Consider the following 14,123-nt stretch of genomic DNA (forward strand, 5'->3'; position numbering starts at 1 on the left):
TAGCGGGGGACGACGTCGCTCGCGGGCGTCGGTCACGCCGGTCACCGAGGGGCGTCGGGCCGTGATGCCGGATCACAACGGCCCGCCGAGACGCAACCGGGTCAGGGGCGTGCGGCGAACCGTTCGATCAGGTCAACGTGCCCGGACACGATGAGCAGGTCCCGCGAGCTGACCGTGGTGTCCGGGCGGGCGTAGGTGAAGTCCTCGCCCGGGGACTTCACACCCACCACGGTCACGCCGTACTTGGAGCGGATGTCGGACTCGCCCAGCGTGAACCCCTGCGTCTCCCGGGGCGGGTACATCTTGACGATCGCGAAGTCGTCGTCGAACTCGATGTAGTCCAGGAGCCGCCCGGAGACCAGGTGGGCGGTGCGGCGCCCGGCGTCGGCCTCGGGGAAGATCACGTGGTGGGCGCCGATGCGCGCGAGGATCTTGCCGTGGGCGGGGGAGATGGCCTTGGCCCAGATCCGGTCGATCCCCAGGTCCACGAGGTTTGCGGTGGTCAGCACCGAGGACTCGATAGACGTGCCCACACCCACCACGGCGGAGGAGAACTCGGCGGCGCCGAGCTGGCGCAGGGCGTCGATGTCCGTGGCATCGGCCTCGACTACGTGGGTGAGCTGGCCGGACATCTTCTGCACGAGGGCGGCGTCGCGTTCCACGCCGAGGACCTCGCGCCCTTGCTGGATCAGCTGCAGGGCCGTGGCAGAGCCGAAGCGCCCGAGGCCCACCACCAGGACGGGGACGGAGTGGGAGGAGTTCTTAGCCAATGATGGGCCTCTCTTCCGGGTACGTGTAGAGCCGGCGCCGCGAGCGCAGGGCCAGGGCCGTGGCCACGGTGTTGGTACCGATGCGGCCGATGAGCATGATGACGGACAGCACGTACTTCCCGGCGTCCGGGGCGCCCGCGGACACACCGGTGCTGAGACCGCATGTGGCGTACGCGGAGATGACCTCGAACAGTACGTGGTCCAGGGGCATGTGGGTCAGGGCGACCATGATGCTCGAACCCAGCAGCACCACGGAGGCGCCCATCATGATCACGGAGATCGCGATGCGCAGCACGGAGTCAGGGATGGTGCGGAAGAACGCGATCACGGACTGGTCGCCGCGGGCCTCCGCAAGGATGGCCAGGAAGACGACGGCGAGTGTGGTCACCTTGATCCCACCGGCCGTGGACGCGGAACCGCCGCCGGCGAACATCATGGCGTCCGTGAGCAACAGCGTGACCTGGGACGTGTCGGTCATGTCCACCAGGTTGAAACCGCCCGAGCGCATCATCACGGACGCGAAGAACCCCTGGAAGATCCGCTCGGGGACGGACTGTCCGCCCAGGGTGTCCGGGTTGGCCCACTCGATGGCCGTGAACAGCACCCACGCCAGCAGCAACAGTGCGGCGGTGGTGACCACGGTGAGTTTGGCGTTGAGGTTCCACCGGGTGAACCGGAACCCCACCTGACGCAGCACCAAGATCACGGGGAAGCCCAGGGACCCCACGATCACCCCGATGCACACGGGCAGCAGGATGAGCCACGCGGTGGGCCCGGCGTGGTCGTAGGGCACGAGCCCGTCCGTGTGGGGCGTGAACCCGGCGTTGTTGAAGCTCGAGATCGCGTAGAACACCCCGTGCCACAGGGCCGTTCCCAGGGGTTCTCCTTCGGCGAGGAACCCCACGGAGAGCACGAGCGCCAGGGCGGCCTCGATGCTCACGGAGGTGATCACAATGATCTGCAGCAGCGAGCCGACCTCACCCAAGCGCCCGATGTTGAGGGCCTCCTGAGTGATGAGCTTGGACTTGAGCCCGAGCTTGCGCCCGATGGCCAGCGCCAGGATGGACGTGAGCGTCAGGGTGCCCAGACCGCCCACTTGAATGGCGATCAGGATGACTACCTGGCCGAACACGGACCACTGCGCGGCCGTGGACACCGTGGTCAGTCCGGTCACGGTCACGGCGGAGGTCGCGGTGAACACGGCGTCCACGAACCGGGTCTCCTGACCGGGATTGGCGGACAAGGGCAGCCACAACAGGGCCGCGAAGCCCAGGTCCACGATCACGAACACGATCACCGCGAGCCGCGCGGGCGAGGAACTCGCGATCTGGTCCACGAAGTCCCGGATGCCTCGGGCCGTGCGTGTGGTCAGCGGTTCACCGGAGGGCGCGGGGGATGCAGGCTCCTCGACGGCGTTGGGTTGTTCGAGCTCGCTCACGGCACCTCCTCGCGGGATCCGATGGACGGTCGGGTCACGCGGAATCCTACGGTCCCGCGGGGGTGGATCGGCGCAACGACCCCCAGTATCCCCCGTCACAGTGCGCTGCAGCGACCGCCGCACGCGCGTGAGTGTTCTAATGGAGGTGTGAGCTCCGCGACAACGGGCAAGGATGCCGTCTACCCCACCAGTGTCTACTGGGATCCCCGGTTGCTCCAGTACGACTTCGGGGACTACCACCCCATGAGCCCCACCCGCCTGGACGCGACCATGCGGTTGGTGCAGAACCTGGGCCTGGACACCGCGCCCAACGTGCGGGTCACCGTCCCCGAGGTCCCGGACGACTCCGTCCTGGAACTCGTGCACACCAAGACCTACGTGCAGTCCGTGCGCGCCGTCTCGGAGGACCCCACGCGGCAGATCCCCGAATGCGGTTTGGGCACCGAGGACACTCCCGGCTACGAGGGCATCCACGAATCGAGTGCGCGCCTGGTGGGCGGCAGCTACCAGGGTGCCGTGGACCTGCTGAGCGGTTCCGTGGTCCACGCCGTGAACTTCGGCGGTGGCATGCACCATGCCGCGGCGGACAAGGCCTCAGGTTTCTGCGTGTACAACGACTGTGCCGTGGCCATCCAGCACCTCTTGAACAACGGAGTGCAGCGCGTGCTCTACGTGGACGTGGACGGCCACCACGGGGACGGCACCCAGTCGATTTTCTACGACGAGCCCCGCGTCATGACCGTGTCCCTGCACGAGACGGGCCTGTCCCTGTTCCCGGGCACGGGCTTCGCCAACGAGATCGGCTCCGGGGCGGCGGCCGGCACCGCGGTCAACGTGGCCATGCCCACGCGCGCGGACGACTCCCAGTGGCTTCGAGCGTACGACGCCGTGGTCCCCCCGATCGCGCGCGAGTTCCGTCCCGAGGTGATCGTCTCCCAGCACGGCTGCGACTCCCACTTCCAGGACGAACTGACCCATTTACGCATGAGCGTGGACGGGCAGCGTCAGATCGCGTTGGCGGTGTCCGAGCTCGCGGCGGAATTATGTGAGGGCCGGTGGATCGCCACGGGTGGCGGCGGGTACGACTGCCACGACGCCGTTCCCCGCTCGTGGGCGCACCTCGTGGGGGTCGCCTCGGGATACCCCGTGGACGTGAACACGCCGGTCCCGCAGGCGTGGCGCAGCTACATGGCCGAAAAGTACGGCGGGCGCCCGCCCGAGCGCATGGGCGACGACGTCGACATCTGGTGGCGTTCGTGGGAGATCGGCTACGACCCCAGTGACGAGACCGACCGCAGCATCATGGCCACGCGCAAGGAGGTCTTTCCCCAGTGGGGACTGGACCCCTGGTACGACTGACCCTGGCAGGGCTGACGCTGGCGGGACCGACCCGTGACGGGAAGGTCTGATTGGGTCGGGGTGGGCAGCCCGTCTAAGGTGAATCCCATGTCCCACGACGCATATTCCGCCTTGTCCGACCCCACCCGACGCCGCATCCTCACGGCCCTGCGCGGCGGGCCCCGGCCGGTGGGCGAGCTGGTCACCGCGCTCGAGGTCTCCCAGCCCACGGTGTCCAAGCACCTCAAGGTCCTGCGCGACGCCGGGATGGTCACCACGCGCGCCCAGGGACAGAAGCGCTTCTACAACCTCACCGCCGAGCCCTTCGTGGCCGTGCTCGACTGGGTGAACGAGCTGGTCGCCGCCGCGAACGAGGCGGACACTCCCGTGACGGATACGCACGAGTCCGCCCCGGCCGAGTCCGATGAGCCCGCCATGGCGAACGACGTCGCTGTGCAGCTGGCCGTCGACGACGCTGCGCAGCTGACCACGGACGCCTCCGCCGAGTCGACCGACCATGACGCCGCACCGTCGCCCGAGGACGCCCCGCGCCCGGAGCCCGTACGCGCCGAGGCCGCTGACGTCGACGCCGCCCAGGAACCTGTGCGCGAACCCCAGCGGTCCCTGCCGTGGTTCACGGCGGAGGTCACCGACGTCACGGCGGAGGCCGCGGAGGCCACCAACACCTCGGACGATCCCGAGGTCCTGGACATCCTCGCTCCCACGGTCGCCCCGGGATCCCCGGTCGATGATCCCCGTCCGGAAGAAAATTCTGGCGAAGCAGAGACGCCCGTAGAAGCCGAGTTTTTCGACGAATCATCCCAGGGGTCCGAGAAAGTCGTGCAGTTCAGCTCGGGGGTCACCGAAGAAGCTATCAATTCCGCTGATCCGGAGGGCCTGGCCGACGAACGGGAGGCCCAGGTCACAGGGGATACTGTGGACGATGGTGCCCACACCGAGCCCGCTGCGCAGCCCCGTGCCGCGCATGATGCCGAGCCCCACGATGCAGAGCCCCGCGCTGTCTCCCCGGAGACGAACTCGCCCGAGATCGCGGAGCTCATCCGACCTCGCGGGGCCGCGCATCGCCGTCAGAGCGGTCTGCTGTCCACTCTGACGGGTTTCCGGCGCCGCAACCGCGGTTCACGCCGCGGTTGAGTGGGAGCCGCAGACCTTTCAAGAGGGCAGGAGAGACATGCACGAGAAACTGATCCCCATCCGGCAGATCGTCACGGCGCGCAACCCGGGTGAGTCCGAGTTCCACCAGGCCGTGGACGAGGTCTTCGAGTCGTTGGGTCCCGTGGTGGCTCGCCATCCGGATCTGTTGGACTCCGCGATCGTGGAGCGTATCTGCGAACCCGAACGTCAGATCATTTTCCGTGTGCCGTGGATGGACGACCATGGCCAGGTGCATATCAACCGCGGGTTCCGGGTGGAGTTCAACTCCGCGCTGGGTCCTTACAAGGGTGGCTTGCGGTTCCACCCGTCGGTGTACCTGGGCATCGTGAAGTTCCTGGGTTTCGAGCAGATCTTCAAGAATGCGCTGACCGGCATGCCCATCGGCGGCGGCAAGGGTGGATCGGACTTCGACCCGTCCGGGCGCAGTGACGCGGAGATCATGCGGTTCTGCCAGTCCTTCATGACCGAGCTGTACCGCCACATCGGTGAGTATACGGACGTCCCCGCCGGTGACATCGGCGTGGGCGGGCGTGAGATCGGGTACCTCTTCGGTCAGTACAAGCGCATCACCAACCGCTACGAGTCCGGTGTGCTCACGGGCAAGGGCCTGTCCTGGGGCGGTTCGCTCGTGCGCACCGAGGCCACGGGCTACGGTGCGGTGATGTTCGCGGAGGAGATGCTCAAGACCCGCGGGTTGGACCTCGAGGGCCGGGACGTGATCGTCTCCGGTTCGGGCAACGTGGCGATCTACGCGATCGAGCGGGCCCAGTCGCTCGGCGCCAAGGCGCTCACGGCGTCGGACTCGAGCGGTTACGTGGTGGACAGCAACGGCATCGACCTGGAGCTGCTCAAGCAGGTCAAGGAGGTTGAGCGGGCCCGGATCAGCGAGTACGCCGAACGGCGCGGCTCGAGCGCCCGATTCATCTCCGACGGTTCGGTGTGGGACGTCCCCGGCACGGTCGCGCTGCCGTGTGCCACGCAGAACGAGCTCAACGGCCGTCAGGCCAAGACCCTGCTCGAGAACGGGATCGTGGCCGTCGCCGAGGGTGCCAACATGCCGTGCACCACCGAGGCCGTGCACCGGTTCCAGGAATCGGACGTGCTGTTCGCGCCGGGTAAGGCCGCCAACGCCGGCGGTGTGGCCACGTCCGCGCTCGAGATGCAGCAGAACGCGTCCCGCGACTCGTGGAGCTTCGACTACACGCAGCAACGCCTGCGGGAGATCATGCGCGGGATCCACGATCGCTGCGCGGAGACCGCCGAGGAGTTCGGGATGCCGGGCAACTACGTGGCCGGTGCGAACATCGCGGGGTTCCTCAAGGTCGCCCGGGCCATGGTGGCCCAGGGCGTCATCTGAGCACGGCCGCGTCCGGAGAGCGGCGCGCCGGGCGCCCGACCGTGCCATACGGCGGTCGGGCGCCGTACGACGTTTAGGGTGGGATATATGGCAACGCATCGAGAGGTTCTGCAATGGCTCGAGAACGAGCTGTTCGACGCAAACCTGGTGCTGGGTCAACGACTGCCCACCGACAAGGACCTGGCCGCGATCTTCCGGGTGTCCCGCAACTCCATGCGTGAGACCCTCAAGATCCTGGAGGCCCAGGGCATCGTCAAACTCTTCGAGGGCCCGCACCGCAGCATTCTCCCCATCCTGGTGCGCGAACCGGCCGCGTCCGCGGGTCCCGCACTGCAGTTGCACATAGCGACGTCGCAGCACCCGTTGCGTGACATCGTCCAGACTCGCGTGATGCTCGAGACCTCGGCCCTAGAGAACGCCGAGAAGCACAGCATCCCGCGCGAGGAACTGCACGCGATCATGGCGCAGATGGACGAGGACCTGGGGCTCAAGCAGTTCCACCACCTCTACGTGAGCTTCCACATCGCGCTGGTCAAGGCGGGCGGCAACGCGGTGAACGCGGCATTGTTCACCGCCCTGCGGGACTCGATCTACGAGTACACCCTGGCACTCGTGGGTCATGTGCCGCTGTGGAGCACCACGTCCAGCCGCATCCGCGCCGAGCACCGGGCCATCGTGGGCGCCCTCGAAGCGGGGGACTACAACCTGGCCGCCCGCCTCGTGGCCGAACACATCACCTACCAGTACGAGGAAGCCGGCGTGAACCCGGACGACTCCCGCGCCTCGGTCGCGGAACCACGCTCGCTGGACCGTGTGGCGTCGTCCCGGGACAAGCGCACGGCCACGCCGCGGGGGCGTTCCGTCGCGGAGCAGGACGGGCGGCCAGAGCAGGACGAGGAACTCGACGCCGATCGCCGCGCGAGCGCCTGAGCGCCCGTTTTCGGGCCCGGCGGGGTCGCACGGTAAGGTAGGCCAGTAGTTTGCCGTTAAACGTATGTTGCCCCCGCGTTAGCAGGGGCGGGGCGGTGTTCACCCGCGGCCCCCAGCAAATACCACTGTCCAGAGAACTGTGAGGGATCCTATGGGTTCGGTCATCAAGAAGCGCCGCAAGCGCATGTCCAAGAAGAAGCACCGCAAGCTGCTTCGCAAGACTCGTCACCAGCGCCGTAACAAGAAGTAAGCGCGCCCGTGATAGGCCCCGTTCCCGCTATGGGAACGGGGCCTTCATCGTGTGCGCAGTGTCCGCGTGCGTAGCATGGGCCGCATGACGCAGCAGCCCGTGAGCCCCGACCGTCTCGATCCCGCCCGTCCGGCCGAACCGGGCCCCGCCGTGCAGGCGGAACCCGCAGCGGCGACGACGCGCGGGACGACGGCTCCCGCAACGACGACGGCGCGTGGAACCGGCGCGGGCGCCGGTGCCGCGGGGCGGCAGGACGGGCGCGAGCGACGTCGTACGCCCCTGCTCTCCGGCGCGGACTGGACCCGCCCGCGCCCGGCGCACACAGTGACGCTGCTGACCAAACCGGGATGCCATCTGTGCGAGGACGCGCGCGAGGTCGTGACCGGGGTGTGCGAGCAGACGGGCAGCGAGTACCGCGAGCGGGACATCACGGGCGATCCGCAGCTGCTGCGCGACTACGCCGAGTACGTCCCCGTGGTCTTCGTGGACGGAGCCCCGTGGGACCGGTTGCGCATCGACGCCGCCCGGTTGCGCGCCGTGCTGTCCTGACGCGCAGTGCTGTCCTGACGGGGTCAGTTCCGTGCCGACGGGGCCGATTGGGGGCTGACAGCGGGGTTTGAGACACTGGGGGCATGCCTTCAGCAACCGTTCACCTCCTGCGCCACGGCGAGGTCCACAACCCCGCGCACGTGGTCTACGGGCGGCTCCCGGACTACCACCTGTCCGAGAAGGGCGCTCGGATGGCCGAGGCCGCCGCGGCGGACCTGGCCCGGCGGGTCCAGGATGGCGATCGGATCGTTCTGCTGGCGTGCTCGCCGCTGACCCGCACGCGGGAGACTGCCGCACCCGTGGCCCGCGAGTTGGGGCTCGAGGTGCGCACGGACGAGCGGTTGATCGAACCGGCCAACCACTTCCAGGGTCTGCACGTGACCGGTCGTGAGCTCGCCAAGCCCAAGCACTGGCCCTACATGCTCAACCCCTTGCGGCCCTCGTGGGGTGAGCCCTACAAGGCGCAGGTCGAGCGCATGGCACAGGCCGTGCGGGAACTCGCCCGGGACGCGGTGCGCCGCGGTGGCGACGGCGCCCAGGCCGTGGCCGTGTCCCACCAGTTGCCGATCTGGCTCACGCGGTTGTCCGCGCAGGGCCGTCCGTTGCCGCACGACCCGCGGCAGCGTGAGTGCAACCTCGCGTCCCTGACGTCCTTAACGTTCGAGGACGTGGACGCCGCGCAGGTCCCGGAGGTCTCCTACCGGGAACCCGCCGCCCACCTCTATCCAGGCGTCAATCAGCTTCCCGGCTCATAATTGATCTCTCACCCCACGACCTCTTCCCAGGAGTTCTCCCCGTGACTTCTCCGCGTTGTTCATCCGCCCGTTCCCTGCCTGCCCGTGCCCGAGTGCGCACGGGAGCGGTCGCCGTGGTGGTGTGTCTGGGGCTCGCGCTCGCGGGGTGCTCGTCCTCGGGCAACGACAGCCTCGCCCAGCAGGCCAACGCCGGCGGCGAGAAGGGCTACGTGGCCGGTGACGGTTCCGTGAGCGAGTACGCGCCGGAGCAGCGCGGGGAGCCCGTGCAGTTCGAGGCCGAGATGTTCGACGGCAGCACCGTGAGCGCCGAGAGCCTGCGCGGCAAGCCCGCCGTCGTGAACTTCTGGTACGCAGGGTGCGCGCCGTGCCGCGCGGAGGCCCCGGACCTCGTGGCCCTGCACCACGAGTACCAGGACCGCGCGCAGTTCCTGGGCGTGAACCTGCGCGACCAGCAGCCCACCGCGGAGGCGTTCGAACGCAACTACGGGGTGGACTACCCCTCCGCGTCCGATCTCAACGGGGCCGTGCTGCTCGCACTGAGCGACTACATCCCGCCGCAGGCCGTCCCCACGACCCTCGTTCTGGACGAGCAGGGTCGCGTGGCCGCCCGCGTGCTGGGCAAAGCGGACAAATCCACCCTGGACGCCCTGATCAAGGACACGGTGGCTGAGTCCGCATGAACGGCAATCCCTTCGCCGAGGTCGTCCTCGACGGTTCACTGATTGCCGCGCTGCCCGTGGCGCTGCTCGCGGGATTCGTCTCCTTCGCCTCACCGTGCGTCCTGCCACTAGTGCCCGGGTACCTGGGCTACATCACCGGGCTCACCGGGGTGGACCTGCGGGAACAACGGCGCGGGCGGATCCTCACGGGCGTGGTGCTGTTCGTCCTGGGGTTCTCCGCGGTGTTCGTGCTGATGTCCGTGGTGCTCGCGCAGCTCGGCGCGTTCGCGTGGTTGTTGGGCCAGCAGTGGATCATGGTGGTGCTCGGGATCCTGGTGATGCTCATGGGCGTGGTCTTCATGGGTGGTTTCTCGTGGTTCCAGCGTGACCGCAAGATCGAGCGCCGCCCGCCCCCGGGGCTGTGGGGTGCGCCCCTCCTGGGGATGGCCTTCGGTTTGGGATGGGCCCCGTGCATCGGCCCGACCTTCGCCGCGGTGCAGGCGCTCGTCTACGTGGACGGCGCGTCCACCGGCAAGGCCGTGGTGCTCACCACCGCCTACTGCCTGGGACTGGGCGTCCCGTTCGTGCTGATCGCCCTGGCGTTGCGCCGGGGCATGGGGGCCATGTCCTTCTTCCGCAGGCACCGTCTCACGCTGCAGCGCGTGGGCGGTGCCGTGCTCGTGCTCATCGGGGCCGCCATGGCCACGGGCGTGTGGTCCGCACTGGTCTCGTGGGTCCAGTCCGAATTCGTAACCGATTGGGTGATGCCGATATGACCGAGACGCGCACGCCACGCCCGAAGAAGGCGCAGCGTTCCGACGTGGAGGTCCCCTCACTGGGTCCCCTCGGCATGGCCCGGTGGGCCTGGCGGCAACTGACCAAGATGTCCACGGCCCTCGTGCTGTTGTTGTTGCTCGCGATCGCCGCGGTCCCGGGATCCCTGTTCCCCCAGCGGGTCCAGGACCCGGACGCGGTGACCAGCTACATCGAGGCGAACCCCACCATGGGTCCGTGGCTGGACCGCCTGCAGCTGTTCGACGTCTTCTCCTCCTACTGGTTCTCCGCGATCTACCTCCTGCTGTTCATCTCGCTCGTGGGCTGCGTGCTCCCGCGCGCCGTCCAGCACTTCAAGGCGTGGCGTTCCAAGCCGCCGCGCACCCCGCGCCGGATCTCCCGGTTGCCGCAGTACCGCAAGGTCATGCTGGGCGGGCGCGACGGCGCTGCCGCACCTTCCCCGGACGACGCCGTCGAGCAGGCCGCCGCCGCCCTGAAGAAGCGCGGCTACCGGGTGCAGACACAGGACCTGGGCTCCGCGGCGCCGTCGGTCGCGGCCGAGCGCGGGATGCTCAAGGAAGTGGGCAACATCCTCTTCCACGTAGCGCTGCTGGGCGTGCTGGTCTCCGTGGCGATCGGTGCCCTGTTCGGGTACAAGGGGCAGAAGATCATCGTGGAGGGGGAGTCCTTCGTGAACACCCTCGTGGACTACGACTCCTTCAACCCGGGGACCAATTTCGACCCGGACTGGCTCAACCCCTTCTCGGTGCGGCTCAACAACTTCCAGGCCACGTTCAACCGGGACACCTCCGATCCCCGGAACTACGGTCAGCCCACCGACTTCAACGCGGACCTGACCGTCACGGACGAACCCGGGGCCACACCCCAGGACGTGAACCTCGCGGTCAACAAGCCCCTCAACGTCAACGGCACCAAGGTGTACCTGGTAGGCAACGGTTACGCGCCCGTGATCCGCGTGACGGATGGGGAAGGCAACGTGGCCTACGAGGGCCCCGTGGTCACGGTCCCCTCGGACTCCGTGTACACGTCCTCGCTGACCCTCAAGGTCCCGGACGCCCGCCCCGATCAGCTCGGGTTCGTGGGGTTGTTGTTGCCCACGGCCGTCTCGGAGCCGGGGGAGATCCCGCGCTCCGCGGACCCCGCGCTGAACAACCCCGCGCTGATCCTGTCCTCGTTCTACGGGGACCTGGGCCTGGACAGCGGGCAACCGCAGAACGTGTACGTGCTCAACACCGAGAACCTCACGGAACTGAACTCCATGACTTCGGCCAACGGCCCGATCCTGCTGGACGGTCAACACCGCGAGGTGCAGTTGCCCAACGGCAAGGGCAGCGTGGAGTTCCTGGACGTGAAGCGCTACGTGGGTCTGGACGTGAACAGCGACCCCGGGCGGATCCCCGCGTTCATCTTCTTCGTGCTCGCGTTCATCGGGCTCATCATGAGCCTGTTCATCGCGCGCCGGAGGGCGTGGGTGCGGGCCACCACCACGGAGGACGCCAACGGGGTGCGGTGTACTGTTCTGGAGTACGGACTGTTGGCGCGTGGCGAGGACCACCGCTTGGGCGCGGAAGCGGAAAAACTGACAGCTCTGTGGACGTCATTGTGGGAGGACCGCGGCGTGCGGGAGTTCCACCTGAATTCGAAGGCGTGAACTAATGGGTAGCAACATCAACGTGACCTTGGGCAACTGGAGCGAATGGTTCATGCTCCTGGCCGCCATGACCTACCTGGTGGTGTTCGTGGCCTTCGTGTGGGACATGGCCTCCCACTCCAAGACCCTCGGCCTGACTGAACGTGCCCGGCGTGACACCGCCGAGGGCGAGGCCAGGGAACTCGTGGGCGCCACGGCCGCGCATTCCGGGGCCCGGGCGGCGGGTTCCGCCACGGTCGGTTCCACGGTGTCGCGTTCCGCGTTCACTCGCTCTTCCGCCGGGGGTGCGTCCGGCGACGGCACGGGGACCGGTGAGTCCGTCGCGGATGAGTTCCGGACCTCGGCGGACGGCGCCAAAGGCGTGAACGAGTTCGAGGCGCTGGACTACCAGCACAACAGCCGCCGCCCGGCTGCCCGCGTGGCCGTGACCCTCATGGTCATCGCGTTCCTGTTGCACGCGTTCGCGGTGGTCTCCCGCGGTGTCGCCGCGGACCGTGTGCCGTGGGCCAACATGTACGAGTTCTGCACCACGGGCGCCCTGGTGGTGGCCGGTGTGTACCTCGTGACGCTGTTCTTCAAGGACCTGCGCTTCGTGGGACCCATGGTCTCCGGCCTCGTGCTCATCATGCTGTGTCTGGCCACGATCGCGTTCCCGACCCCCGTGTCCCCCTTGCAGCCCGCACTGCAGTCCTACTGGCTCATCATCCACGTGTCCATCGCGGTCGCGGCCTCCGGGATCTTCACCATCACGTTCGCGATGGCCGTGCTGCAGTTGCTGCAGTCCCGCCGCGAGGAGAAGCTGGCCACCGGCGAGGACGCCCGTCTGGGCTTCCTGCGGGCCGTGCCCACGTCCGTGACCCTCGAGAACTTCTCGTTCCGGCTCAACTCCGTGGGATTCGTGTTCTGGACCTTCACCCTGGCCGCCGGTGCCATCTGGGCGGATCAGGCCTGGGGTCGGTTCTGGGGCTGGGACACCAAGGAGGTCTGGACCTTCGTGGTGTGGACCGTCTACGCCGCCTATATGCACGCGCGCGTGACTCGCGGCTGGAACGGCAATCGTTCCGCGTGGCTGTCGATCGCGGGCTACCTGTGCGTGGTGTTCAACTTCGCGGTGGTCAACACGCTGTTCCCGGGCCTGCACTCGTACTCGGGCCTGTGAGTCCTCCGCGGGCATGAGCCCGTGACATGAGTTCGCGAAACAGGTGAGCCCCGTCCCTCATGGGGCGGGGCTCACATCATGTTCAGTGGGTATCTCGGGCTCGTTAGCGGGGAGTGGAACCACCGGGACGCGAGTCGTCGCCGTGCGGATCGTCGGGGTCTAGGCCGTCCGCGTCGGGATCGTCCCGGGGAGCGTCTGAGTCTTCCGAGTGGGAGCCGCTGCGGGGGGCGACGTCGTCCGGGTCGTCCGCGCGGACATCACCCGCCGGATGGTCGGGGGAGGGAGCAGCGAGGCGCGGGTCGGAGGGATCCAACACCGGTTCTTCGGCGTCGGGGCGTTCTCCCGGGGCGCGACCGGTGCGCTTGAGTTCGTTCTCCCATTCCTGGAGCTTGCGAGCGCGTTCCTGTTGCTTGCGCCGCTCCTCGAGGTTGCGCAGGAACTGGGGGTCGTCATCCGGGCCGCGGCCGCGCTGGGGTTCGCGAGCGGCGTCGTCCTTGCGGGGGCGGCCGAAGAAGAGCCACAGCACCGCCCCGACCACCGGCAACAGCAGGATCACCAACAGCCAACCCCACTTGGGAATGGCCCGCACGGCGTACTTGTCCGACTGCGCGCACTCGATGAGCGCGTAAATGATGACGCCCACAGCGAGGGCGCCTGCTCCGATGATCAGGATCGCTCTGCCCATGCGAATCATCCTAGGGGAGTGGACTGGGCAGTTCCTCTTCGGGTCAGCGCGGCGGGTGGGGGCGCGCGTTCCGTCCGGATCGGGCCCGGGCAGGAAGGCGCCCTGACCAGGGCCGGGGCCTTGAGCGGGGAGGGCGTTCGAGGCAGATGCCCCGCACGGGCAACGTCCTGTCCAGATCGGGGCTTCTCGCAGGCAACCACGGTGCCCGGGAAGCCCCCAGGGCGGGCCCGTAGAATGGTCGGGTGAACTTCGTGAAGTATTCCCTGCTGCGCCTGGGCATCCTGGTGGTGCTCTTCCTGCTGTGCATGTACCTGGGGCTGGGGTTGGTCTTCTCCGGGATCGCGGCCGTGGTGGCGGCCTTCGCGATCTGCTACATCTTCTTCCCCAAGCTGCATTACGCCGCGGGCCAGGACTTCCACCGATGGATCTCACGCACCCCCAAGCCCACCAACCGGGTGGCCCTGGAGGACCAGGAGATCGAGGACTCCTACACGGACCGCGAGGCTCGCAAGGACGTCTGAGCGTCCGCCCGCGGGGTTCTGGCCCGGGGCACTTCAGGGGTCGCGATGGCGCACACCCGGAGCGCGACGCCATGATTCAAGCGGCGGGGA

Annotated in this window: 15 protein-coding genes; 12 read left to right on the top strand and 3 right to left on the bottom strand. The window is 68.1% G+C overall.

Annotated elements, in window-relative coordinates; genetic code table 11:
• Positions 1-101: 101 nt before the first annotated feature.
• Together Q9R22_RS03240 and Q9R22_RS03245 are read right to left on the bottom strand one after the other, a co-directional pair.
• Entirely contained in the window at positions 102-770 is a 669-nt protein-coding gene (locus Q9R22_RS03240; protein WP_035965130.1) for a TrkA family potassium uptake protein, read from the bottom strand.
• The gene (locus tag Q9R22_RS03245; protein WP_064846651.1) at positions 763-2,208 is read right to left on the bottom strand and encodes a TrkH family potassium uptake protein; all 1,446 of its coding nucleotides are present in this window, start codon (positions 2,206-2,208) and stop codon (positions 763-765) included. Before Q9R22_RS03245 ends, Q9R22_RS03240 begins: the two co-directional genes overlap by 8 nt.
• Before the next feature lie 147 nt (positions 2,209-2,355).
• Between Q9R22_RS03245 and Q9R22_RS03250 the strand changes: the two genes are divergently transcribed.
• The 11 genes from Q9R22_RS03250 to ccsB all read left to right on the top strand — a co-directional run bounded on the left by Q9R22_RS03250 (position 2,356) and on the right by ccsB (position 12,827).
• Positions 2,356-3,567, top strand: coding sequence for an acetoin utilization protein AcuC (locus tag Q9R22_RS03250; protein WP_239319118.1), 1,212 nt, complete (start codon positions 2,356-2,358; stop codon positions 3,565-3,567).
• 87 nt (positions 3,568-3,654) lie between these two features.
• Positions 3,655-4,701 (top strand): metalloregulator ArsR/SmtB family transcription factor, encoded by a 1,047-nt coding sequence (locus Q9R22_RS03255; RefSeq protein ID WP_311254049.1) that lies wholly within the window; start codon positions 3,655-3,657, stop codon positions 4,699-4,701.
• 37 nt (positions 4,702-4,738) lie between these two features.
• Positions 4,739-6,079, top strand: a complete 1,341-nt coding sequence (gene gdhA / locus Q9R22_RS03260; RefSeq protein WP_131332382.1) for an NADP-specific glutamate dehydrogenase — start codon at positions 4,739-4,741, stop codon at positions 6,077-6,079.
• Between the two features lie 87 nt (positions 6,080-6,166).
• Complete coding sequence (locus tag Q9R22_RS03265; RefSeq protein WP_131332383.1) at positions 6,167-7,009, top strand: FadR/GntR family transcriptional regulator; 843 nt, start codon at positions 6,167-6,169, stop codon at positions 7,007-7,009.
• Between the two features lie 151 nt (positions 7,010-7,160).
• The gene (locus Q9R22_RS03270; RefSeq protein ID WP_005504750.1) at positions 7,161-7,259 is read left to right on the top strand and encodes a 30S ribosomal protein bS22; all 99 of its coding nucleotides are present in this window, start codon (positions 7,161-7,163) and stop codon (positions 7,257-7,259) included.
• 84 nt (positions 7,260-7,343) lie between these two features.
• Positions 7,344-7,808: a glutaredoxin family protein gene (locus Q9R22_RS03275; protein WP_131332384.1), complete on the top strand. Its 465-nt coding sequence runs from the start codon at positions 7,344-7,346 to the stop codon at positions 7,806-7,808.
• Positions 7,809-7,891: 83 nt separating this feature from the next.
• Positions 7,892-8,563 carry a histidine phosphatase family protein gene (locus tag Q9R22_RS03280; protein ID WP_131332385.1) on the top strand — a complete coding sequence of 224 codons (672 nt, stop codon included), beginning with the start codon at positions 7,892-7,894 and terminating at the stop codon, positions 8,561-8,563.
• 41 nt (positions 8,564-8,604) lie between these two features.
• Positions 8,605-9,243: a TlpA disulfide reductase family protein gene (locus tag Q9R22_RS03285; RefSeq protein ID WP_179861282.1), complete on the top strand. Its 639-nt coding sequence runs from the start codon at positions 8,605-8,607 to the stop codon at positions 9,241-9,243.
• A complete protein-coding gene (locus tag Q9R22_RS03290; RefSeq protein WP_085106234.1) occupies positions 9,240-9,998 on the top strand; it encodes a cytochrome c biogenesis CcdA family protein in 759 nt (252 codons plus the stop codon). The genes Q9R22_RS03285 and Q9R22_RS03290 overlap by 4 nt, the downstream gene beginning before the upstream one ends.
• Positions 9,995-11,668, top strand: a complete 1,674-nt coding sequence (locus Q9R22_RS03295) for a cytochrome c biogenesis protein ResB (protein WP_206398598.1) — start codon at positions 9,995-9,997, stop codon at positions 11,666-11,668. Before Q9R22_RS03290 ends, Q9R22_RS03295 begins: the two co-directional genes overlap by 4 nt.
• Positions 11,669-11,672: 4 nt before the next feature.
• Positions 11,673-12,827: a c-type cytochrome biogenesis protein CcsB gene (gene ccsB, locus Q9R22_RS03300; RefSeq protein ID WP_242670590.1), complete on the top strand. Its 1,155-nt coding sequence runs from the start codon at positions 11,673-11,675 to the stop codon at positions 12,825-12,827.
• 103 nt (positions 12,828-12,930) lie between these two features.
• Here the strand turns inward: ccsB and Q9R22_RS03305 are convergent, their stop codons facing one another.
• Positions 12,931-13,512, bottom strand: coding sequence for a PLDc N-terminal domain-containing protein (locus Q9R22_RS03305; RefSeq protein WP_131332387.1), 582 nt, complete (start codon positions 13,510-13,512; stop codon positions 12,931-12,933).
• A 242-nt stretch (positions 13,513-13,754) separates the two neighbouring features.
• On the opposite strand from Q9R22_RS03305, the gene Q9R22_RS03310 reads away from it, so the two are divergent.
• Positions 13,755-14,033, top strand: coding sequence for a DUF4229 domain-containing protein (locus Q9R22_RS03310; RefSeq protein ID WP_035965117.1), 279 nt, complete (start codon positions 13,755-13,757; stop codon positions 14,031-14,033).
• Positions 14,034-14,123: the final 90 nt, after the last annotated feature.

The sequence above is a fragment of the Kocuria sp. PD6 genome (assembly GCF_031844145.1).
Taxonomy (GTDB): domain Bacteria; phylum Actinomycetota; class Actinomycetes; order Actinomycetales; family Micrococcaceae; genus Kocuria; species Kocuria marina.

Coding starts and splice junctions, on each gene's coding strand:
- Q9R22_RS03255 (WP_311254049.1), top strand. CDS start 3,655: ATGTCCCACGACGCATATTCCGCCTTGTCCGACCCCACCCGACGCCGC.
- gdhA (WP_131332382.1), top strand. CDS start 4,739: ATGCACGAGAAACTGATCCCCATCCGGCAGATCGTCACGGCGCGCAAC.
- Q9R22_RS03265 (WP_131332383.1), top strand. CDS start 6,167: ATGGCAACGCATCGAGAGGTTCTGCAATGGCTCGAGAACGAGCTGTTC.
- Q9R22_RS03270 (WP_005504750.1), top strand. CDS start 7,161: ATGGGTTCGGTCATCAAGAAGCGCCGCAAGCGCATGTCCAAGAAGAAG.
- Q9R22_RS03275 (WP_131332384.1), top strand. CDS start 7,344: ATGACGCAGCAGCCCGTGAGCCCCGACCGTCTCGATCCCGCCCGTCCG.
- Q9R22_RS03280 (WP_131332385.1), top strand. CDS start 7,892: ATGCCTTCAGCAACCGTTCACCTCCTGCGCCACGGCGAGGTCCACAAC.
- Q9R22_RS03290 (WP_085106234.1), top strand. CDS start 9,240: ATGAACGGCAATCCCTTCGCCGAGGTCGTCCTCGACGGTTCACTGATT.
- Q9R22_RS03295 (WP_206398598.1), top strand. CDS start 9,995: ATGACCGAGACGCGCACGCCACGCCCGAAGAAGGCGCAGCGTTCCGAC.
- ccsB (WP_242670590.1), top strand. CDS start 11,673: ATGGGTAGCAACATCAACGTGACCTTGGGCAACTGGAGCGAATGGTTC.
- Q9R22_RS03305 (WP_131332387.1), bottom strand. CDS start 13,512: ATGGGCAGAGCGATCCTGATCATCGGAGCAGGCGCCCTCGCTGTGGGC.